This window comes from Lactiplantibacillus sp. B652 (assembly GCF_023806745.1).
In the GTDB taxonomy this organism is placed as follows: domain Bacteria; phylum Bacillota; class Bacilli; order Lactobacillales; family Lactobacillaceae; genus Lactiplantibacillus; species Lactiplantibacillus pentosus.
Window position 1 is genome coordinate 457,359 of record NZ_JAMSKY010000002.1, and the last position, 20,361, is coordinate 477,719.

At 48.7% G+C, this 20,361-nt stretch carries 16 protein-coding genes, 11 tRNA genes, 2 rRNA genes and 1 CRISPR repeat array; of the genes, 7 read left to right on the forward strand and 22 right to left on the reverse strand.

Annotated features, from left to right (window positions below; translation table 11 throughout):
- Positions 1-107: 107 nt before the first annotated feature.
- Complete coding sequence (locus MZO40_RS04695) at positions 108-827, forward strand: hypothetical protein (protein ID WP_050340212.1); 720 nt, start codon at positions 108-110, stop codon at positions 825-827.
- Positions 828-893: 66 nt separating this feature from the next.
- Here MZO40_RS04695 and MZO40_RS04700 read toward each other — a convergent pair whose 3' ends face one another.
- Together MZO40_RS04700 and mmuM are read right to left on the reverse strand one after the other, a co-directional pair.
- Positions 894-2,402, reverse strand: coding sequence for a glycosyltransferase (locus tag MZO40_RS04700; RefSeq protein WP_252133133.1), 1,509 nt, complete (start codon positions 2,400-2,402; stop codon positions 894-896).
- A 594-nt stretch (positions 2,403-2,996) separates the two neighbouring features.
- On the reverse strand, positions 2,997-3,911 hold the full coding sequence (gene mmuM / locus MZO40_RS04705; protein WP_105961933.1) for a homocysteine S-methyltransferase: 915 nt from the start codon (positions 3,909-3,911) through the stop codon (positions 2,997-2,999).
- Positions 3,912-4,024: 113 nt separating this feature from the next.
- On the opposite strand from mmuM, the gene MZO40_RS04710 reads away from it, so the two are divergent.
- The 3 genes from MZO40_RS04710 (at position 4,025) to MZO40_RS04720 (ending at position 8,245) form a co-directional block, all read left to right on the forward strand.
- Positions 4,025-5,416: an amino acid permease gene (locus MZO40_RS04710; protein ID WP_105921128.1), complete on the forward strand. Its 1,392-nt coding sequence runs from the start codon at positions 4,025-4,027 to the stop codon at positions 5,414-5,416.
- 557 nt (positions 5,417-5,973) lie between these two features.
- Positions 5,974-6,933 carry a ferrochelatase gene (gene hemH / locus MZO40_RS04715; RefSeq protein WP_050340209.1) on the forward strand — a complete coding sequence of 320 codons (960 nt, stop codon included), beginning with the start codon at positions 5,974-5,976 and terminating at the stop codon, positions 6,931-6,933.
- Positions 6,920-8,245: an Nramp family divalent metal transporter gene (locus tag MZO40_RS04720; protein ID WP_050340208.1), complete on the forward strand. Its 1,326-nt coding sequence runs from the start codon at positions 6,920-6,922 to the stop codon at positions 8,243-8,245. The genes hemH and MZO40_RS04720 overlap by 14 nt, the downstream gene beginning before the upstream one ends.
- A 342-nt stretch (positions 8,246-8,587) precedes the next feature.
- Here the strand turns inward: MZO40_RS04720 and MZO40_RS04725 are convergent, their stop codons facing one another.
- From MZO40_RS04725 to MZO40_RS04740, 4 genes are all read right to left on the reverse strand, one after another.
- On the reverse strand, positions 8,588-9,490 hold the full coding sequence (locus MZO40_RS04725; protein ID WP_122217844.1) for an ROK family protein: 903 nt from the start codon (positions 9,488-9,490) through the stop codon (positions 8,588-8,590).
- Positions 9,483-10,697 (reverse strand): MFS transporter, encoded by a 1,215-nt coding sequence (locus MZO40_RS04730; protein ID WP_105961935.1) that lies wholly within the window; start codon positions 10,695-10,697, stop codon positions 9,483-9,485. The genes MZO40_RS04725 and MZO40_RS04730 overlap by 8 nt, the downstream gene beginning before the upstream one ends.
- A gap of 12 nt (positions 10,698-10,709) precedes the next feature.
- Positions 10,710-11,600 carry an alpha/beta hydrolase gene (locus MZO40_RS04735; protein ID WP_105921576.1) on the reverse strand — a complete coding sequence of 297 codons (891 nt, stop codon included), beginning with the start codon at positions 11,598-11,600 and terminating at the stop codon, positions 10,710-10,712.
- A 290-nt stretch (positions 11,601-11,890) separates the two neighbouring features.
- A complete protein-coding gene (locus MZO40_RS04740) occupies positions 11,891-12,772 on the reverse strand; it encodes an AraC family transcriptional regulator (RefSeq protein ID WP_225367259.1) in 882 nt (293 codons plus the stop codon).
- A 383-nt stretch (positions 12,773-13,155) separates the two neighbouring features.
- Between MZO40_RS04740 and MZO40_RS04745 the strand changes: the two genes are divergently transcribed.
- Both MZO40_RS04745 and MZO40_RS04750 read left to right on the forward strand, forming a co-directional pair.
- Entirely contained in the window at positions 13,156-13,992 is an 837-nt protein-coding gene (locus MZO40_RS04745) for a metallophosphoesterase (protein WP_050340203.1), read from the forward strand.
- A gap of 113 nt (positions 13,993-14,105) precedes the next feature.
- Positions 14,106-14,624 (forward strand): GNAT family N-acetyltransferase, encoded by a 519-nt coding sequence (locus MZO40_RS04750; protein ID WP_003638352.1) that lies wholly within the window; start codon positions 14,106-14,108, stop codon positions 14,622-14,624.
- Positions 14,625-14,823: 199 nt separating this feature from the next.
- Here MZO40_RS04750 and MZO40_RS04755 read toward each other — a convergent pair whose 3' ends face one another.
- Positions 14,824-15,345 (reverse strand): hypothetical protein, encoded by a 522-nt coding sequence (locus MZO40_RS04755; protein ID WP_105961936.1) that lies wholly within the window; start codon positions 15,343-15,345, stop codon positions 14,824-14,826.
- Positions 15,346-15,670: 325 nt separating this feature from the next.
- Here MZO40_RS04755 and MZO40_RS04760 point away from each other — a divergent pair, with 325 nt between their 5' ends.
- Positions 15,671-16,228 (forward strand): phosphoribosyltransferase family protein, encoded by a 558-nt coding sequence (locus MZO40_RS04760; protein WP_105961937.1) that lies wholly within the window; start codon positions 15,671-15,673, stop codon positions 16,226-16,228.
- A 367-nt stretch (positions 16,229-16,595) separates the two neighbouring features.
- A CRISPR array of direct repeats spans positions 16,596-17,478; the repeat unit is 28 nt; unit sequence CTGTTCCCCGTGTATGCGGGGGTGATCC.
- A gap of 249 nt (positions 17,479-17,727) precedes the next feature.
- Here the strand turns inward: MZO40_RS04760 and MZO40_RS04765 are convergent.
- From MZO40_RS04765 to MZO40_RS04835, 15 genes are all read right to left on the reverse strand, one after another.
- The gene (locus tag MZO40_RS04765; protein ID WP_088769754.1) at positions 17,728-18,213 is read right to left on the reverse strand and encodes a hypothetical protein; all 486 of its coding nucleotides are present in this window, start codon (positions 18,211-18,213) and stop codon (positions 17,728-17,730) included.
- A gap of 70 nt (positions 18,214-18,283) precedes the next feature.
- Positions 18,284-18,478 carry a hypothetical protein gene (locus MZO40_RS04770; protein WP_088769755.1) on the reverse strand — a complete coding sequence of 65 codons (195 nt, stop codon included), beginning with the start codon at positions 18,476-18,478 and terminating at the stop codon, positions 18,284-18,286.
- Positions 18,479-18,828: 350 nt separating this feature from the next.
- Positions 18,829-18,913: transfer RNA gene (locus MZO40_RS04775), tRNA-Leu, on the reverse strand.
- A 50-nt stretch (positions 18,914-18,963) separates the two neighbouring features.
- Positions 18,964-19,034 (reverse strand) — tRNA-Cys (locus MZO40_RS04780).
- 22 nt (positions 19,035-19,056) lie between these two features.
- A tRNA-Gln gene (locus MZO40_RS04785) sits at positions 19,057-19,128 on the reverse strand.
- Positions 19,129-19,135: 7 nt separating this feature from the next.
- Positions 19,136-19,208: transfer RNA gene (locus tag MZO40_RS04790), tRNA-His, on the reverse strand.
- Between the two features lie 5 nt (positions 19,209-19,213).
- A tRNA-Trp gene (locus MZO40_RS04795) sits at positions 19,214-19,287 on the reverse strand.
- Between the two features lie 8 nt (positions 19,288-19,295).
- A tRNA-Tyr gene (locus tag MZO40_RS04800) sits at positions 19,296-19,378 on the reverse strand.
- A 5-nt stretch (positions 19,379-19,383) separates the two neighbouring features.
- Positions 19,384-19,456, reverse strand: a tRNA-Phe gene (locus MZO40_RS04805).
- A 56-nt stretch (positions 19,457-19,512) separates the two neighbouring features.
- Positions 19,513-19,585, reverse strand: a tRNA-Val gene (locus MZO40_RS04810).
- Between the two features lie 4 nt (positions 19,586-19,589).
- Positions 19,590-19,662: transfer RNA gene (locus MZO40_RS04815), tRNA-Glu, on the reverse strand.
- Positions 19,663-19,682: 20 nt separating this feature from the next.
- Positions 19,683-19,772, reverse strand: a tRNA-Ser gene (locus MZO40_RS04820).
- A gap of 18 nt (positions 19,773-19,790) precedes the next feature.
- Positions 19,791-19,863 (reverse strand) — tRNA-Asn (locus tag MZO40_RS04825).
- Positions 19,864-19,869: 6 nt separating this feature from the next.
- Positions 19,870-19,986 (reverse strand): 5S ribosomal RNA (gene rrf / locus MZO40_RS04830).
- Between the two features lie 70 nt (positions 19,987-20,056).
- Positions 20,057-20,361, reverse strand: a 23S ribosomal RNA gene (locus MZO40_RS04835); the annotation flags it as partial.

Sequence of the window (20,361 nt, forward strand, 5' to 3'; positions counted from 1 at the left end):
GGTTATCACAATCACCGTTTTTTTTAAAGAATTCCGTGAAATTATTGACGCCGGCACCCCCGACCGGTACGATTAAAGCATTATCTTAATTAGAGAGTGTTGACAAAATGATTCGAATCGGAAAATTACATCTCAAACGCGATTACGTCGCTTTGGCCGTCTATGCCATTGCCCAGAGTATCATCAGTTGGTGGGCGGCGCTTGATTACGGCCGGTCATTTCAAACGGCGACCTTTTCAGCCGCGCAGCTCCCCCTGATTGGGTACACCTTAGCTGTCGCAGCGGCGGTCTTCATCATTTTAGACCGGCGCATCGCCCCGCAGTGGAGTCTGATTGCCATTGGGATTACCGTTGCTTTAGCCTTCACCAATATCATCGCTAAGGAGTCAGAACTGCTCTATCTCTTACTGACTTGTAGCGCGTGGCTGCTCATCATGGCCGTCCCCAGGTTTGGTATGCAAAACTACTTCGGTCTGGTCGTTTTCGGCGTCATCATGACTTACACGATTCCAGTGGCGGTCTTTGACTTACAGAACAATTATTTATCTACGACCTTCCTCTGGAAATTAGTGCCAATGTTGGCCAGTTACGTGTTCCTCTACGTCCCGAGCTTCAGCCATCAGCGCCAAATCAATCAGTTGATTTCCGCGATAACTGGCGCGCTGCTGGTCATCACCATCTTTTTACAACCGTTGACCTGGCAGACGATCCTCGCGATTTTGATTACGATTGCCGTCTGGTTCAGTCAGCAGTCGTATGGCCGCACACGCCGCCATTTGATGATCAATGTGGGGGTTCAGCTGATTTTGATGTTCTTACTGTATTGATTGTGCCTTAAAAACGCACGGACAGTCGCATCCGTTTGATGCCGCTGACCGTGCGTTTTAATTAGCTCAAGCTTTCGTTTGTAAATTCTGAGTGAACTGTCGCCACTTTTCAATGACCGACTGTTTACTGAACCGCTGCGAAGAACTATAGGCGTTCTCCAAAAATTGCTCGTGAATCTCTGGGTGTTGCAAGTAGTACCGGACCTTATCAGTGAGTTCATCGATGTCATCCGGGGTGATTAAGTAGCCATTGATGCCATCCTCGATAATATCATCTGGACCGTATGCAACGCGATACCCGATGACCGGAACACCGTAGCTTTCAGCTTCCATGGTGGCGAGTGAGAAGCCCTCTTCAATACTCGTGATTAGCGCGACACTCGCTTTCTGATATTCAGCCGCCAAATCTGGGAAAAAGCCGCGAATAAAGATGTGTTGCTCCAAATGATTCGTTTTGATGAACTGGCGCATCTGCCGTTCGACCTTGGCGCCATACCCGAACAAGTGTAACGTTAAGTCCGGAAATTCTGGCACTAACCGGCGAACCACTGCTAGCTGATGCATTAATTGCTTTTCTGGTGCATAACGCGCCACACTAATCATCCGCCGAGGCTCGCGACCATCGCGCTTGATCGGTTGCTCAGTCGTATAGCCGACCGGAATGACCGTGATTGGAGGCAAATTGTCAAAACGTGCAAGTAAATCACGTTTTTGATGTGCTGTTGAAACAATCATCTGGTCGAATCGATCTGGATGTTCCAAGACAAAACGGTAGACGCCTTTTAATGGGCCAGTGATTGGGTCCACGCCCACCCGAAATTGGGTGTTATGTAGAACTGAACAAACCCGTATCTCTGGTCGTGTGTTACTGAGTGCTTCCCCTGTCTGGCGATTACGATCACAAAAATAAACATCATCTGCGCTAGCCAATTCATCAAAGAAGAACGTTTGCAATTCTTGTTCGGTCTCAAAAAAATAGTCCCGCTGATGATAGTCTTTTAATATGATCTGCCGTAAACTCGGTTCAGGCTTAGAGATATCGTACTGCTTAATGAGTTTAACTTGCCCGTGCGCATTGTAGTAAACTTCGGTATGAACTTCTTGATGCTTAACGAGAAAGCTAGTCCGACTTAAGAATCCGCGGTCATCATAAAATTCGCGCCGAATTTTGACATGCTGCATATCGAAGTAGTTCACGTAATCCAGCAGCTGAAAATCTGAATCGACAAAATGAGCGTACATCAGATAGTTGCCATCAGTATCAAAAATACGATAGTCATTCGCGTCGGTCACCCGCACCAACTTGAAATGGCAGGTTGCTTCCCAGTAGTGACGCCAATCATGGGTAATCGTTGTGACTGTTTCGGGCATGACTTCCTGAAAGAAATCATACATGCTAAAACACTGATTCTGTGCACCAAACCGCTTAGAATTGCCATCAAGCCGTGGATTATAGTTCACATAAACGCACTTGGCTGGTAGTCCAGCTTCCTTGAACAAGGATAAGCGATTCAACTGGGCCTTTTCAATTCCAGTGACCTTCTGACCTAGGCCTGTCCCCACAAAATAATACATTCGTTGTCATTCCCTTCACACATTAATGACGATTTTGAGTTACAAAGAGACATTTGCGAAAAATTGTGAACGCTACCACAACTTTTGCTTTTTAACTTACAGGTAATTGTTTACCACCTTATCCATTGTAACCGTATACTATTTTTATACTACCATACTTCATTCGAACTGACTACAGGCGATCACCCGTCCTTAAGCAAAAAGCGGCGCAAATTGGCTGAAATAACTCAGGGACATCCAATTGACCAAACGACTGGTATAGCCAATCCTATCAGTTTACCGAACCCTTCCGATTGGTCCACTTTTCGGCTTTCTATTCACACACCCACTCAACTGATGAGCAATCATTTTACCCTTTAATAACTAATTTAATAGCTCAAAACAAACGCCAATTTTAAAATTAAACCCGCTTTGGCCGAAAAAAAGTCGCCTCAGTCATTAATCTGAAGCGACTTTTTTTAATTGACAATCATATCGCACCTTGTCCGATCAAGATGTGAATGTCGGTAACTTTAGACGGACCCACCAGTAAGTCCACATCACCCGTCAGGTACGGAAATCACCCAGCGTGCATCCGCACCTAACCACGTGAACTCACCTGTGCGCCACCACCTGCGCCACGGTCGCAATATCAGCTGGCGTTGTTCGACAACAGCCGCCAATGATCTGCGCACCCGCTGCCAGCCACTTAGGCACAAAGCTCGCGAACTGGTGACTTAAATCGGTTGGCTGCCAGGTCTTCGTGACTGGATCGTACTGGTCACCCGAATTGGGGTAAACAATCAGTGGCATCGTCACTGCTGCCCGCAACGTTTTCAAGGCGGGTTCGATATTTTCTAATGCGGTACAGTTGACCCCCACGGCCACCACGTTAGGTTGGGCTGCGACCCACTGTGCGGCGGCCGCTAAGGGGGTACCGTCACATAACGTTTGTGGATCGCGGATACTGAAACTGACCCAGTACGGTTGCTTTGGCCACTGAGTCGTCACCAGATCGACTAGAGCCTGAACTTCATCTAGTCGCGGCATCGTTTCAAGTGCTAAGACATCGACACCCGCATCAATCATTAATTCGAGTCGTTCCTGATGAAATGCCTGATAGGCCGCTGATGAAAGCTGATAATCACCAGTATACTCACTACCATCCGCGAGATAAGCCCCGTAAGGTCCGATGCTGCCGGCAATCACCGCGCCGGTGGCCGCACTGGCATCCCGGGCATCGTGGGCCACAGTGACGGCCTTTCGAATCAGTTGCCGCGCTTGTTCAGCGGGAATCCCCGCCTGTTCAAAAGCCGGCACGTTGGCCTGATAGGTATTGGTCGTCATGATTTGCGCGCCAGCATCCAAGTAACTTTGGTGGACGGCTTGAATCGCTGCGGGGTGATCAAGCATCGCCGTTGCCGACCACAGCGCACTGTTGGTCGCCACGCCCCGTTTTTCCAATTCGGTGGCCATCGCGCCATCTGAGACGACTGGACCCTTAGTTAGTAAATCAGTTAATGAAATCATCCGAATGATTGTCTTCCTTTCTTGGCTGTAATTATGTTATTCTTAGAGCATTGCTGATTTTCTAATCATAGTCTAATCATATATATTCTGCAAGTAAGGAAGGCCGTAACATTATGTCAAAACAAACCCACCTTAGCCGCCAGATGGAATCGCGCCACGTGCTCATGATTTCGCTGGGCGGTGTGATTGGGACCGGACTATTTTTAAGTTCCGGTTATACGATTCATCAAGCCGGGCCGATTGGGACGCTGATTGCCTATACAATTGGCGCTGTACTGGTGTACCTGGTCATGTTGTGCCTGGGAGAACTCTCAGTCGCCATGCCCTATACCGGGGCCTTTCACGTATATGCAAAAAAATACATCGGCCCCGGCACTGGCTTCACGGTGGCCATCTTGTATTGGCTGACGTGGACGATTGCCCTCGGTTCCGAATTCACTGCCGCTGGGCTCATCATGCAAACGTGGTTTCCGCACATCGCCACCTGGATCTGGAGCCTCGTCTTCATGGTCGTGATTTTTACGGTCAACGCGCTCTCCGTTCGGTGGTTCGCCGAAGCCGAATTTTGGTTTGCTAGTATCAAAGTAGTCGCCATCGTCGTCTTCATCGTGCTGGGTGGCCTAGCGATGATTGGCCTATTACCGCTGCACGGGCATGCCAGCGCACCGCTATTAACGAATTATACGCGCAACGGCTGGTTTCCAAACGGCTTTGGCGGCGTCTTCACCACCATGCTGACCGTCAACTTCGCCTTTTCAGGGACCGAGTTGATTGGCATCACGGCCGGCGAAACCAAGGACCCCGCCCACACGATTCCGACTGCCATCAAGACCACCCTTTGGCGCCTTATTATTTTCTTTGTCGGCAGTATGTTCGTGATGGCTGCGCTGATTCCATACAAACAAGCCGGCGTCACACAAAGTCCCTTCGTGCTCGTTTTTAAAGAAATTGGGATTCCGTATGCAGCCGACTTAATGAACTTCGTCGTGCTGACGGCGATTATGTCCGCGGCCAACTCGGGCTTGTACGCCTCAACGCGGATGTTGTGGTCACTGGCCAACGAAGGCACGATTCCGCAGGTCTTCAAAAAGACGACCAAACGCGACGTGCCACTGGTCGCCCTGATCACCAGCATGTTGGGCGGCATCTTAGCCCTACTCTCCAGCGTTTATGCTGCCGGTTCAGTCTACCTGGTCCTCGTGTCAATCTCAGGTCTCGCGGTGGTCATCGTCTGGATGGCAATTGCCTTATCTGAAATCAACTTCCGCAAAGCTTACCTCAAAAGCGGGCAATCGTTAGACAAGTTAGCCTATAAGACACCGGGTTATCCGGTCGTCCCGTGGCTCGCGTTCATTTTGAGTGGCTTGTCCTGTTTGCTGATTTGGTTCGACCCTAACCAGCGAATTGCCCTCTACTATACGGTGCCATTCGTGGCGATTTGTTACCTCGGCTATTACCTCAGCCGCAAGTTCAAACGGCATCCGGCCACGGATACGGAGAAGTAACGTGTCAATGACCGTGATGGCATGCGTGTTGTCAGCGGAATTCAAGCTCTAGATTTGAATTAATGTTATCATACCAACCAAACGGCAGTCATTCTCATTGAGGAACGGCTGCCGTTTTGCGTTTAAAAGTAGCCTGCTCAGCACCACTGAAAACAGTGCGCGCTGGCCTTAAACTTGATGTGATTGTCGCGCCTAATCCGATTTGTCGGCGTCGTAATCGGACGATGGCGGGCACGCGCAGACGAACAGTCAGTCAGGGCCACGTTCTACATCATCAACGCTCAGTTGCATCCGTAATCCAATCTTGAGTGACGTGGTCTTTTCTCATTAGCTCTAAGCAGCTTGCCAAATCAGATCTGTAAGGTGAACGACCTAACCACAGCGCGGCTCAAACAAGCCATCCGCGCGCACACTCACATCCGCCCGTATTCCCGCAATTTCAAATCAGGACGACTAATTGATTATCACACGATAATCGAATTAATAAATAATTGACCCCGTATACTAGTGATTAATTATGCTATGATTAATTTAACAAGATTATGGGAGGGGTTTCAATGCATCCAGGATTATTACTCGTTAACTTAGGCTCCCCAGCATCCCCGACAACGCAGGATGTGAAAACGTACTTACAAGAATTCTTAAGTGACCCAAGCGTCATCGAAATGCCAGCTGCACTGTGGCAACCATTGCTTCGCGGCATCATCTTACCGACACGCTCATGGCGCTCCGCTACCTTTTATCAAGACAGTTGGCTGCCGGCAGGGTCACCGCTGATCGTTTATAGTGAAAAAATCTGTGAACAGGTCCAAGCTGACCTCCCTGATTGGGACGTGCGATTGGCGATGACGTATGGCCAACCAGACATTGGCGAGACGTTGCAGGCGATGGTGGCGGACGGCTGTGAACAACCAATCGTGCTGCCACTGTTTCCGCAATACACACAGAGTACCCATGGCGGCATTCACCGGCAAGTCGAAGCGACCGGTTTACCGCATACGTTCATCGACCACTTCTACGATAACGCCACGTATATTCAACTACTCGCTGCCAAGGTCTGGGAAAGCTATCAGCAGCACGATTTTGATGCCGTCATTTTCAGCTATCACAGCATTCCGACAGCGATGGTGCGGCATGGCGACCCCTATCAAAAGGAGTGTGAAGCGACAACCGCGGCCGTCTTGGCGCAGCTGCCCGAATTACCGGCGGACAAGGTCGTCACCGCCTATCAATCCAAGTTTGGCCCGATGCCATGGTTAAAACCCTACTTGCGCAATGAGCTGATGCAACTGGTCGAACTTGGCAAACGTAACGTACTGATTGCGACCCCGTCATTTGTCGTCGACTGTCTGGAAACTTTAGAAGAGGATTATGTTCAAAATTATCAGACCTTCAAGTCCAGCGGCGGTGACCGGTTCGAACTCGTGCCGCCAATGAATACGGACCCCCAATTCAGTCAGTTACTCGCTGATTTGGCGGTTCAAAAGTGGGAGGTGCGTGCCCATGCAACCACGTAGCCACCAGAGTTTGGAAGAAATCAATCAGAGTGTTGCCGTCCCCGACGTGCACCAGACCGCGTTTTGGCGTAAATTTCTCGCTTATAGTGGACCCGGCGCGCTGGTAGCAGTCGGCTACATGGACCCGGGCAACTGGCTGACTTCGCTGGCAGGTGGCGGTCAGTTCCAGTATCGCCTACTGACGGTGCTGGCGCTGGCAATTATCGTCGCGATGTTCATGCAGGCGCTGGCCATCAAGTTAGGCGTCGTCGCTCGACAAGATTTAGCGCAGGCGATTGCGGCCAAGTTGCCGCGTCCCATCCGCTATGCGCTCTGGATATTAAATGAGGTCGCGATGATGGCGACTGATATGACCGGCGTCATCGGGACGGCGATCGCATTGAAACTATTATTTGGGTTGCCATTATTAGCCGGAATTTTACTGACGATTGCGGACGTGCTCGTGGTTTTGCTATTCTTACGTTTTGGGATTCGACGCGTCGAATTCTTAGTCTTAGCCGCAATCATTAGTGTCGGCATCATCTTCGGGCTGGAAGTCGGTCGCGCGCACGTCCAAGTCGGTCAAGTGATGCTCGGGCTTGTTCCAAATAGCTTGATTATTAAAAATCATACCGCTCTCGTGCTCAGCCTCGGTATTTTAGGCGCAACCATCATGCCGCATAACTTATACTTACACTCGTCGCTCGCACAGAGTCGCCGTTACGATTATCACGACCCGCTACAAGTCAACGAGGCCTTACGTTTCGCTAACTGGGACTCGACGGTTCATTTGATTGCCGCTTTTCTCATCAATGCGCTACTACTCGTGCTCGGTGGGACCTTATTTTTCGGCCACACCACTGCACTGGCAAGTCTGCAAGCGGTCTTCAATGGATTGAAAAATCCGGCCATCGTGGGTGCACTGGCGAGTCCGTTCATGAGCTGGCTCTTCGCACTCGCGCTACTCATCACCGGCCTGATTTCGTCGATCACCAGTACGCTCGCCGGCCAAATCGTCATGGAAGGTTACTTGCACATCCGCCTACCGCTCTGGCAACGGCGGCTATTGACCCGGGCGGTCACCTTGATTCCAATCTTGATCATTGGCTTTATGGTTGGCTTCAGTGATGCCGCGTTTGAAAACCTGATCATTTATGCGCAGGTTGCGCTCAGTGTCGCCCTGCCCTTCACCTTATTGCCGTTAGTCGCGTTAACGAATAATCGACAGCTGATGGGGTCGCACGTCAATCGCCCCGCTGTGACTTGGCTCGGCTATGGTTTGGCGGGAATTATTACGATTTTGAATGTTTATTTGGTTTATAGTTTGTTTTGAAACCGACTGCGCTGTGTGATAATGGTCATCGTGCAGCAAGAGATTGCCACGTTAAAAATCCGCGTTGGAGTGCCTGCTTTGGACACTTCCAACTCGGATTTTTAGTCGGCTTTCAATTTAACCATTTTAGCGGTTGCGGCGGTTTACTTTCTGAAGAAAAATATCAGCGATGCTTGGCCCAATCATTGACGCACGGGTTACTCACCAGTCGCAGCATTCCTCCGCTGAACTTCAGTCGCAGATTGGAGATGCCTCAACAAGTCCAAGCTGCATGCAGATTAAACCCACAGCCAGCGTCAAGCGTCGAATCAGCATCGCATCGCTAGTGTCCTGCAACCCTACTTAAACAGTTGCCATCCCCAGCAGCGCCGCCAACGCCCCAATCAGGTTAGCCTGATTATGAAATTTAGCGGCCACGATTTGGGGTTGTGATAACGTATCCCGAATCATGGGCAATTGCTCGAGTAGTTCGGCGTACTGCCGCTGAATCATGGGAACGACACTCGGCTGGGCACTGATGCCGCCGCCAATTGCCACCACGTTCAGGTCCATTACGGCTTGAACGTTTAAAATAATCTGAGCCACTTGGTGACCATAAGCATTGAACATTTCCAGCGCCTTTGGGTCACCAGCTGCCAACGCCGCAAACACTTGTCGACCGTCATGTTCATCTGGCAGCTGCAATTCATGCGCAATCGCACTGATCATCCCGACTGCTGAACCCGTCTGCCCGGTTATTTTAATGGGCGCAGATGTGCTGGCCGCTAACATCATACTTAATTCGCCAGCCTGAAAATGACTGCCGCGATACAGCTGGTTATGAATGATCAAGCCACCACCCACACCGGTACCGAGTACCAAGACTAGGCCATTTTGGCAGCCCTGCAAACTTCCCCGCCAATTTTCAGCGAGGGCCGCCGCCTTACCGTCATTTTCCACGGCGACTGGCAACTGATACCGCATCGCTAGAGTTTGTTGTAAGGGGCATTGGTCCAAAAACGGCAACGCCCCGCCATGATAAACGATGCCAGTCTGCGGATCAACTTGGCCCGGAACACTAACTGCAATGCCCGCAATCTGACCGACGTATTGGTCAGCGATGGCAAACAGCTGTTGCCAAAATGCGGCCAAATCCTGGGCCATCGGGACGCTGGTGGCCGGCTGAATCTGACCCCCATTTGCATCGAGTAGTCCGGCCTTTAAGTTCGTGCCACCAATGTCAAAACACAGGTATTGATTAGTCACGTGAATCACCCGCCACGTTTGCCTGGGTGCGATGCACATGCAGATAGTGCCCGACTGCGTAAATGGCAATGCAGATGAAGGCGACACCACTGAGCACCATCATGCCACGCGGTGTGCCATGACCAACCGCGCCAGCCAAGGCATCCATAATCGTTGGCGAGATAAAACACCCGATATTGACGAGCACTAAGACGATCGTCGTCGCCAGATTCAACGACTGTTCGGGTGCGGCCCAATCCAGCCAGTTATACAAGTACGGGACGCCGAGGCCAAAACCAAAGCCTAAAATAACGACGGCAATAAACAGAAAGATGATGTTAGTCGCCACCGCAATCAGCAAGAATCCAGCGGCCACGAGGACAAAGCCTAACGGGAAGATGCGGTCGTGTAAGCGTTTGAAAAAGAAGCCAAAACTGGCACCGATTGGGATACTGACCAAGGTCGATAAACCGGCAATCAACGCAGCAGTACTGGCATTCCCGAGTCCTTCATTGACGATCAGACTGGGTAATTCGTAGGAAAATGGCATATAGAACGTAAACACTAAAAACATCAAAATAGAAATAACAACTACCGGCCGATTGATTTGGTGACTTCCGGTCGCTTTTGTTTCAGTCTGGTTGGTCTGACGAGCGGCCGCCGCGTGTGGTAGTGGCACAAACAGCGCAAATAGAATCAGAACTGGGATCACCAACAAATAAATCGCAAAGGCCGCGTGCCAGCTGATGGTCACTAAGTAACTCACTAAGAACGACGCAATCGCCGCACCAACACTGCCCATCACATTTTGATAGCCAATCATCCGCGCTAGCTCATCCTCATCCCGTTTGTAGAATTGCGGAATCAAGCTGACCGCTAACGAATTGAACAACCCAATGCCCAGGCCAATCAGAAAACGTGAAATCAGAATTGGCACGTAAGCACTCGCATACATCGGAAAAGTCCCGGCAATCAAGGTCACTAACAGGCCGATGATAATCGTCGCTTTTTCATGGAACCACCGCACCATGAACGGACTGATCAACAAACCGGCAACGATGCCAAAATTAGGAATCGTCGATAACGTCTGCACCCCGGCAGCCTGCACGCCTTTGAACGCATGATACATCAGCGGTAAGGCCGAGGCAATCTGTGGCGCCATCATCAAAAATAACGAGATTGACAGCAGTGAGGCCTTGAAAATAAATCGATCTTGATTTGCTTTCATGGTCGTCGCCTCCTATTTACTCAGATGAGCGTTCAAAAAGGCCATTTCATCATCCGTCGCCTGCTTGGCAATGTCATCCTTTTGACTGACTAAGAAGACGTGCCCGCGCGGATGTTTTTCATCACCATACATTTTGAAGACGTGTTCGATCCCCTTCGCGGTCAAAAAGCCGTCGAGTTTGGCCGAATTATTGCGAATAAAATCTTCCGTCGCCGTACAAATGAAGGTCGGCAAGTAGTTCGCTTGAATATACCGTTCGGCTTCGATTTGATTGCGTTGTTTCTGAATCGCTTCCGGCGTGAAGTAAGCGGCTACCGCACCCGTGACCATTCCTTCATCGAGTGGAAAGGCGGCGGCACTGTTCAACACGATGGCCCGGAAATGCAAATCCGTCAGCTGATAGCCAAATAAATCGCGATAGTCCGGATTGGTCAAAATGGCGGCGTACTGTTCAGCCATCTGACCACCGGCACTATCACCCAATAGGAAGACATTATTCCGATCCAATCCATATTCATCGGCATGGTCTGCCACCCAGTGGATATAACGATCGACATCATCCAATTCGTCAGGGAAAACGGCATCCGGCGCTAAGCGATAATTGGGATTGACGAATGCAAAGCCCCGTTGTGCCCAGTTTAACCCGTAAAATTGATAGGTTTCCTTCGTCCCATAGCACCAGCCGCCACCGTGAATATTAATAATCACGGGTAAAGGCCGCGGTGCATCCGTCGGGCGATACAAGTCGAGTAAGTGCCACTTTGGGTCGGGACCGTAACTCAGGTCGTCTAACCGTTCAACACCGGCGACTTCTCGTGGCAAACCGGCATCACGTGCATCATCATTAGTTTTAAACGCGGTCCGTAATTCAATAATTGCTTGCTTTAAGTCTTTTTCAGTCATTGTAAGCGCCTCCATTAATTGCCTTTATCATAAAAGAACGACTCACCAGTTGATAGTGCGAAATCAACCAATTAGTCGTTCAATCTTAGCTTGTTTGTGGTTCGTTGCTTGAGTGCCTTCTCGTGATAGTCACCAATCTTTACGCTTCACTGCTGGCTGGTCCGCCTTAGCCGTCGACGCGGATGCCAAGTTTGCCTCCCCCTTAAAAATTACAGCAGCGGGCTAATGATGGACCACCACCTTTCGTGCAAGGCGCAATTGTTAACCTGCTAGTTCACTGATGCCGGAATCTAATCCCAAGTATGTTTCGTTTTATAAATTTCGGCAGCGGACTGATGATACACCGTTTGGAAAGCGCGATTGAGTGCCCGCGTGCTGGCAAAGCCGTTCATCGAGGCAATCGTCGTCAGGTTGCCCCGCTCACCAAGCAAGTCTTCATACGCATGTTGCGCTCGGACCAGGTTGACGTATTGGCCGACCGTCATGGCCATCTGCTTTTTGAAAAATCGCGTCAGATATTCTTTGGTGACGTTGATTTGTTGGGCCACGTCCGTTAAGCTGATGGGCTCGGTGTAATGCTGGGCCACGTAGGTACTGATCTTCTGGATGCGCTCGACTGCCAGGGCGTCCTTGCCGTACATCACCCCAGTGCTGGCTTTGGCGCTGGTAAAATAAGTTAAAAGTTCTGATAAGATTTGCGCCGTTTCAGCTTCCAGTCGTAAATTAGTCACCGCACTCGGCCGTTGCAAGGCCAAATAAAGCTGATCAAAATGTCCTTGCAGGTTCAGATACATCGCTTGTTGCGCACTGGTAAACTGGTGTGGGTCGTTGACTGCGATAATTTCGGTCTCAATCTTAGGATAAAGCCGCCGCACGTAATCGTAGGGATAAATGACCGATAGTGCCCGGCTTTCGGGCGTATTATGCGTGTGAATGCTGTGAATCAGTTGCGAATTCACGACTAATAATTGCCCGGCGGAGGTGCGAAAATGTTGCCCGTTGATCGTAAAATCATCGATATGGCCGCTGATGGTATAGGACAGTTCAATCCCTTGATGCCAATGCGCCGCAATCTCACTAGGCGCATGCTGATCATGATAATGAATCCACGCCGACAAGGGTTGCGTCCGCGTAACGATTTCGTGTTGAAAACTAGTTGCCAAATCAGTCACCATCCTTAAAGTGTTACGGTCGTTGTTAACGATTTCATTATTTTCGATCCTTGTTATCGATTTCATTGTTAAGTAGCCTGATACTCAGCGGCCATTGATTGGGTGCACTTGCAAATATGAACGGTTGGGATGCTGAATCTTGACCAGCAAGCCCCCCTGCTATGGTAAAATAAAAACCGTGACTATCGCAAGGATAATCACGGCATGAAACGAATTGGCTTGAATATACGTGCTATATATTACTTCGTTTCATACCCATTATAACAGATAAAAGTTACGATGGCTTTTCATAGTGGTTACAAACCAAAATTTTTGCAACCAATGATTACCAGAATAAAACATTTCGTATTTTGATATACATAGCGTAGAAAGGAAGCATTTCAATGGTAAAAATTGCAGTTCTATCCGACGTCCACGGAAACGCAACCGCGCTGGAGGCCGTCCTGGCAGATGCCCGTGCGCAACAAGTCGACGAATATTGGACGGTTGGCGACATGACCGTCAGAGGGCCGGAATCTGAGCGCGTTCTCAGCTTACTGGATACCGTCGCCCCCACTGCGTACGTCCTCGGCAATCACGAAGAAAACTACCAAAAAGTCCTGACGGCAAATCCAAATACCTTTACGAAACCCAAACAAGTCATGGCAACGGTGCTGACGGCATTTGACCGTCGCCAATTAAGTCCGGAACACTTTGAAAGGTGTCTTAACTTACCAATGACAGTTACTAAACAGGTCGGCCCCTTAACAATTCGGCTCCAACACGTGCTGCCAACTGTGGCGAGTGGCCACGCATTGGCACCAACTGCGAGTCAAGCCAATTTTGACGAAGCAACGACCGGTGATGTTGACATTGTGATTTATGCCCACACCCATACGCCCATCATGCGCTATGGCACCGGCGGCAAGTTGATTTTGAACGCGGGCACGGTTGGCTTACCAACTGCCCTTAATCCCAACTTACGACAGCCACGAGCGAACTACTTAGTCTTGACCATCGATGCGAGTGGCTTGCAACAGATCGACTACCGCTCTGTTGATTTTGATTGGAAACAAGCCATCACCATCGCTCATCAGGCCCACCTGCCCTATGTAGAATTTTATGAACAAACCTTACGAACCAATGCTTATCAGTACGCCCCAAGTGCGGTCGCGGCCTACAATACTCAGCACGATATGGCTCAAGAAGCTCGCAAAATTCTACTCGAAAACCGTCGCTGAAAATCTGCTAAGAATCGGGAACAAATAGTTTCATTTTTCTGAAAATTCTGTATACTTTTAAAAGTTGATTACTACTCAGGTGGTAATCGCTGTTCAAGAGAGGAGCCAGAATTATGTATTTCAAACGAGCGACCCTTGATGATTTAGACCAAATCATCGACATTTTAAGTGACGGCCGGAACCAACTCGCCGAAGCTGGTGTGAACCAGTGGCAAGGTGACTACCCGTCGCGCAAACAGATTACAGCGGACATTATGCAAGGTTCAGCCTACTTATTTAACGCGGACGACAATGCCACGGTTGGCGCCGTCGCAGTTGTCCCCTCACCGGATGAAACTTACGATACGGCCAACGCCAACTGGCTAAACACGACGGATCCGTACGTTGTTATTCACCGCGTCGCCATTCACTCCAGTCATGCTGGCCATGGTTACGCCACTCAATTATTCGAAAAAATCATCGCCCACATTGCGGCGGAACATCCCGAAATCAAAAGTATTCGCATCGACACCCACGCGGACAATCTTGCCATGCAACATCTGATTGCCAAGATGAACTTCGAGCGCGTTGGTGACATGGTCGGCGTCTACCACGTTGATGATGTCTGCTACGTTTACGAAAAATTGCTTTAGGCGATATTGATTTAACTAAACTTCCAAACTTGACTGTCCAGCCAGTGTTTGGAAGTTTTTTTTGCGTTCTGGTTAGAATCGGTAGCGTCGTGCGCGGCGCCATTAAAACCCGTGTTCGCACACTATCCCCAGACACGCGGGTTGCATCACGACCACTATAGATGATGTCGTGGATAGGAATTGCCGTATCCACGTTGCTTCACCGTGCCAATAAAGTCGCCAACGCCGCATAACGTCGGGTCCAATCAATGAGTTGTAGTGGCTGACAAGGTTGTTGGAGCAACCAATCCAGCTGAGCTTGTCGTGCGGGCCGATCCAAAAAGACATAGCTCCGCGGCGCGACAAAATTAGTGAATTGCTGCTGCAATTGAGCCAACGGAATATTCGGCAGCGTCGTGAAGGCCGTAATCGGCAACGCCACGCCCTGTGCAGCGTCCTTAAAATAAGCCGCTGTCACATCTGGCGAATCATGTTGAATCAGCGCCCCGACCAAAGCCAATTGATCTGGTGGCAACTGTAGTCCCTTGTCACAGCGCAAGTACAACCGAATCCCGCCATTGGAGCCAGAAGTATAAACGAAGACTTGAAATGGTTCGCTGAAAAAGCGCCGGCGATACTCCAACAATTTCGAACCATCAATGATTGCTTGAGTTGGCCCTGGGTGCAATGAAAATAGCAATGTCGGCCGATCATGTAAATAGAAATCTGCAACCGTGGACATCTAATCCTTCCTCTCTAGATTATTAGGCTTAGTATACCGTAATTTGAGCACCACAGCCACTGATAAGGTTCACTAATAGTACGAACGATATTATTGTTTTTAGATATTAAGTTCTTTATTTCATGCCATATAATGGATTTTATTGATGTATAGCGGTATATTATTCATATATCCGAATGTATCGTGTTGGTGGTTCAATTAACTGACCATCATCGATAGTTTGTCATCAGTCGGCGTCTACAGCAAAGATTCTGCCATTCGTCACGATTACATGACGTTTCAAATGCTCGGTTCACTCAAAATCACCTAGATTGGAGTCATTAACGTGCAGCAATATCAATTACGCTTAGGCCCACTCACCCGCAATTTGCCATTAATTAAAATCGCACCAAACACGCGCATTGCCTCGTTCGTTTTGCTTGGTGATGCGGAACTAACTCAGTACGCCGCTCAACGATTGGCACAGCGACTGACACACACCCCATTTGATTATCTGGTCACGATGGAGAGCAAAGGCATTCCTTTAGCGCAGGCTCTGAGCCAATTGACCCACCATCCCCGCTTCATCGTGCTGCGCAAATCGGTCAAGCCGTACATGACGCACCCCCATACGATAGCGGTGACGGCCATCACAACCCACACGCCGCAGCAGCTCGTCTTAGATGACGCGGACGCCACCCTCCTTCGCGGCAAACGCGTCGTAATCGTTGATGACGTCATCAGCACGGGCGGCTCACTGGAAGCTGCCAATCGCCTGCTACAACAAGTCGGCGCACAGATTGTGGCTCAGACGGCAATTCTGGCAGAAGGTGCAGCTGGCACACGAACAGACATTGAATTTTTGGCTAAATTGCCACTGTTTGATGGAAATAGCTCAGAATAATATAACTAGTAGTAGTGAACCGCGCCGCAGAAACAGATTTAACGGATGATTTTATAGCCATTTTTGGCTTTATCAGTATTGTATGACCATTTAGACCGGTCAATTATAAATTCGTTTATACGGCAATTTTGGGCCGAATTCGAGCGATTCGCGAAATCTTGAGAAGCAATCATTTTTCAATGGCAATGCTAATTCAACTAAAATGATAATCACGCCATACTTTCACGGAAGATATTTTAGACAATTGACCGTCATCTACTAATGAATCTACTTGCAATGACCTGTCAGTCTGGTATGCTAAACCCAAGTTGATGTAAAACCTCAATTTTGCGATTTTGTATTGTTGATTTGACGGGATTTGTTTAGTCTGTTCCCCGTGTATGCGGGGGTGATCCCCGAAAAGTTACGGCTAATCGTTCCGATAAGTTCTGTTCCCCGTGTATGCGGGGGTGATCCTGTTAAGTGAACTTGGTCAAGCGACAAGTGATACTGTTCCCCGTGTATGCGGGGGTGATCCTAACGCTGATGATGCTAGCGTGTCTATTAAATTCTGTTCCCCGTGTATGCGGGGGTGATCCTAATTTCTTCAGCTTTAGCTAGCCCTGGGAAGACTGTTCCCCGTGTATGCGGGGGTGATCCTCTCATCTCCATATCGCAAGGCACCCAGCGCTTCTGTTCCCCGTGTATGCGGGGGTGATCCCACATCAAACATATTTCAACCAGCGGTCTTAAACTGTTCCCCGCGTATGCGGGGGTGATCCCACTGTTGAGAACGATTAATAGCACGTCACAGCCTGTTCCCCGCGTATGCGGGGGTGATCCTTAAACCCAATCCATGTATCTTCCAGTATCTCACTGTTCCCCGCGTATGCGGGGGTGATCCTTGTGATTCGGCCGCGTATTTCTTATCAATTGTCTGTTCCCCGCGTATGCGGGGGTGATCCTCAACCGCCGAACTTTACCAGCTTTCGCCCGTTCTGTTCCCCGCGTATGCGGGGGTGATCCCGGAATTGAGAACAAAGCTAAGTGTGAACGGTCTTGTTCCCCGCGAATGCGGGGGTGATCCCATCTCATGTAGGTTAGGGAACTCCACCGAATACTGTTCCCCGTGTATGCGGGGGTGATCCTCTTCTTGGACGGAAGCCGGTAAAATATTCTTTGCTGTTCCCCGCGTATGCGGGGGTGATCCTGCCATCATGGGGACCACCGGCTAACAAAATTGCTGTTCCCCGCGTATGCAGGGATGATCCTAAACAAAGCCTAAAATAAGAAAAAGTAACATGCAAATCACTCCAAATTTCTTGCGCATTGAAATATTTAGTAAGCGGTTATCATCCATAGAAACATAAGACCATCAACAAAAGTTTTAGCGCATCAAAAAAATCACATCGCAATGGAAAATGCAGATGTGATCTTTCTGATTGTTCGATAGTTTTTTCGCTGTTGAATCCGCTTATCATTAATACGATGCTCTGTTGAGGCGTAAAAGTAGTACATCTTCAATCCAAATATCCAACAATTTCAACTATGCTATCAATATCAACAAACAATGGATACGTCTCAGGTATCATCATTGCTTGCTCATCATCATAGTTATAGTGTAAATATCTAAAATTATAATGCGTATAAAATTCCAAGGCGTCTGGCAGTGAGCTAACGACTATTCCTATAAGACCGATGTTAAAAACGTGCCTCATCTTAATGACAGTTCTGAAAATATCAAGAATCATGCTCGCTCCAATATGCTTGGCTTGATAATTTTTAGCTACCCCGAACCATGAAATCTCAACTGCAGGCAGTACAATACTCTGATTATTATCTTCCGGAAGACTGCGCAACCCATTAAAAATCTTTCTATCATACGCTGTCTTTACCTCAATAATGCTAGTAGAGGTTGTATAATAACTAACAAGTTGTTTTTCATCGTAATAAACCGTGGTTGATCGTGTGTTATTACTCTCATCTTCCAGAGCCTTCGTTTTCAAGTAATTATTGACTACCCTATTTCCACAATCAAATTCATTTAGTAGATGAGTGTCAGTCAAACCGGAAATGTTACTTTTGCGTATCAAATCGTAGCGTTGCTTTTCTCAAAGAAGTAACTGCCCTATTTATGCTTTTACGCCGTGAAATAGTATCATGTTGCCCCATAGTAGTAGGGAGTAAGTTGTTCATTACATTGTATAAATCTTTGTGCTCTGAAACTGTAATAACTTGCTTTAAACTTTTCTTGTCATTCATAACAGCCATAGTTATTCCTCCCATATTAATACCTCATCACCCAATTATAGTCGAGTTCTATTTGCCCTGTAAAGCATATTATCTTAGTCTGGCTTAAATCTTAACATGTGTCTTACTACAAATCAGATGGTTCCAGTTAGAATCAGTGTCCATGCTACAATCAATCCCTTCTACAATCAACCCCTTTAAATCATCAAGAATATTCAGAAAGTACGGCTCTTGTCGTCCCCACCACTCACAGTTATTCGCAAGCTCGGCGCAAGGTAAATTAAGTTAGAATCCAGAGCAAAAAAGGCCGCCATATCCGAAGATATGACGACTTTTTTAAGTATCGAAGGCTATTCAAGATAGCTTATTGATACCGGCGATCGGGGTCGAACCGATACTCCCTCAACGGGAACTGGATTTTGAGTCCAGCGCGTCTGCCAATTCCGCCACGCCGGCAAAATAAAATGGGTGAAACTTACTGATCAGGATTATAACCTTTTCAGGAAAGGCGGTAACCGGATTTGAACCGGTGATGAAGGTTTTGCAGACCTCTGCCTTACCACTTGGCTATACCGCCATCATTTATTGCCCAAACCCAACTGGGTTAGCTGGATTCGAACCAGCGCATGATGGAGTCAAAGTCCATTGCCTTACCACTTGGCTATAACCCAATCAAAGGGCGGTAGGTGGGAATCGAACCCACGCGTGCCGGAGCCACAATCCGGTGCGTTAACCACTTCGCCACTACCGCCATCATGGCAGGGATAGTAGGAGTTGAACCCACACCGACGGTTTTGGAGACCGTTGTTCTACCATTAAACTATATCCCTATAAAGAATGGAGGGGAGTGGATTCGAACCACCGAACCCGAAGGAGCGGATTTACAGTCCGCCGCGTTTAGCCAGACTTCGCTACCCCTCCATAAATGGCGCGGGACGGAATCGAACCGCCGACACATGGAGCTTCAATCCATTGCTCTACCGACTGAGCTACCGAGCCATATCATTCTTCATGATGGAGTTTATTAAATTATTGATGAATAAATTCTCATCAGATGGAGGATACAGGGCTCGAACCTGTGACCCTCTGCTTGTAAGGCAGACGCTCTCCCAACTGAGCTAATCCTCCATAATGACCCCTACGGGATTCGAACCCATGTTACTGCCGTGAAAGGGCAGTGTCTTAAACCACTTGACCAAGGGGTCATATTTATATATCTAACTAACGGAGAGTAAGGGATTCGAACCCTTGAAACAGGTATAACCCGTTTACAGCATTTCCAATGCTGCTCCTTCAGCCACTCAGACAACTCTCCATGGCTTACCGTAGATAACTCCGACAGGCGGGCTCGAACCGTCGACATCTTGATTAACAGTCAAGCGCTCTACCAACTGAGCTATGTCGGAATAATCGCATGGCAACGTCCTACCCTCGCAGGGAGCGATCCCCCAACTACTCTCGGCGCTAAGAAGCTTAACTTCTGTGTTCGACATGGGAACAGGTGTATCCTTCTCGCCATCGTCACCACACTATTGAGAAACTTGTGCTCTCAAAACTAGACAATATCAAATGTTTCATATGAACCGGAACACCAATTACTTGGTTAAGTCCTCGACCGATTAGTATTAGTCCGCTTCATGCGTCACCGCACTGCCACTTCTAACCTATCTACCTGATCATCTTTCAGGGGTCTTACTTCCATAAAGGAATGGGAAATCTCATCTCGAGGTGTGTTTCACACTTAGATGCTTTCAGCGTTTATCACATCCATACGTAGCTACCCAGCGATGCGCCTGGCGGCACAACTGGTACACCAGAGGTATGTCCATCCCGGTCCTCTCGTACTAAGGACAGGTCCTCTCAAATTTCCTACGCCCGCGACGGATAGGGACCGAACTGTCTCA

Coding starts and splice junctions, on each gene's coding strand:
- MZO40_RS04745 (WP_050340203.1), top strand. CDS start 13,156: ATGGTAAAAATTGCAGTTCTATCCGACGTCCACGGAAACGCAACCGCG.
- MZO40_RS04700 (WP_252133133.1), bottom strand. CDS start 2,402: ATGTATTATTTTGTGGGGACAGGCCTAGGTCAGAAGGTCACTGGAATT.
- MZO40_RS04720 (WP_050340208.1), top strand. CDS start 6,920: ATGCAACCACGTAGCCACCAGAGTTTGGAAGAAATCAATCAGAGTGTT.
- mmuM (WP_105961933.1), bottom strand. CDS start 3,911: ATGATTTCATTAACTGATTTACTAACTAAGGGTCCAGTCGTCTCAGAT.
- MZO40_RS04710 (WP_105921128.1), top strand. CDS start 4,025: ATGTCAAAACAAACCCACCTTAGCCGCCAGATGGAATCGCGCCACGTG.
- hemH (WP_050340209.1), top strand. CDS start 5,974: ATGCATCCAGGATTATTACTCGTTAACTTAGGCTCCCCAGCATCCCCG.
- MZO40_RS04750 (WP_003638352.1), top strand. CDS start 14,106: ATGTATTTCAAACGAGCGACCCTTGATGATTTAGACCAAATCATCGAC.
- MZO40_RS04770 (WP_088769755.1), bottom strand. CDS start 18,478: ATGGCTGTTATGAATGACAAGAAAAGTTTAAAGCAAGTTATTACAGTT.
- MZO40_RS04730 (WP_105961935.1), bottom strand. CDS start 10,697: ATGAAAGCAAATCAAGATCGATTTATTTTCAAGGCCTCACTGCTGTCA.
- MZO40_RS04755 (WP_105961936.1), bottom strand. CDS start 15,345: ATGTCCACGGTTGCAGATTTCTATTTACATGATCGGCCGACATTGCTA.
- MZO40_RS04695 (WP_050340212.1), top strand. CDS start 108: ATGATTCGAATCGGAAAATTACATCTCAAACGCGATTACGTCGCTTTG.
- MZO40_RS04735 (WP_105921576.1), bottom strand. CDS start 11,600: ATGACTGAAAAAGACTTAAAGCAAGCAATTATTGAATTACGGACCGCG.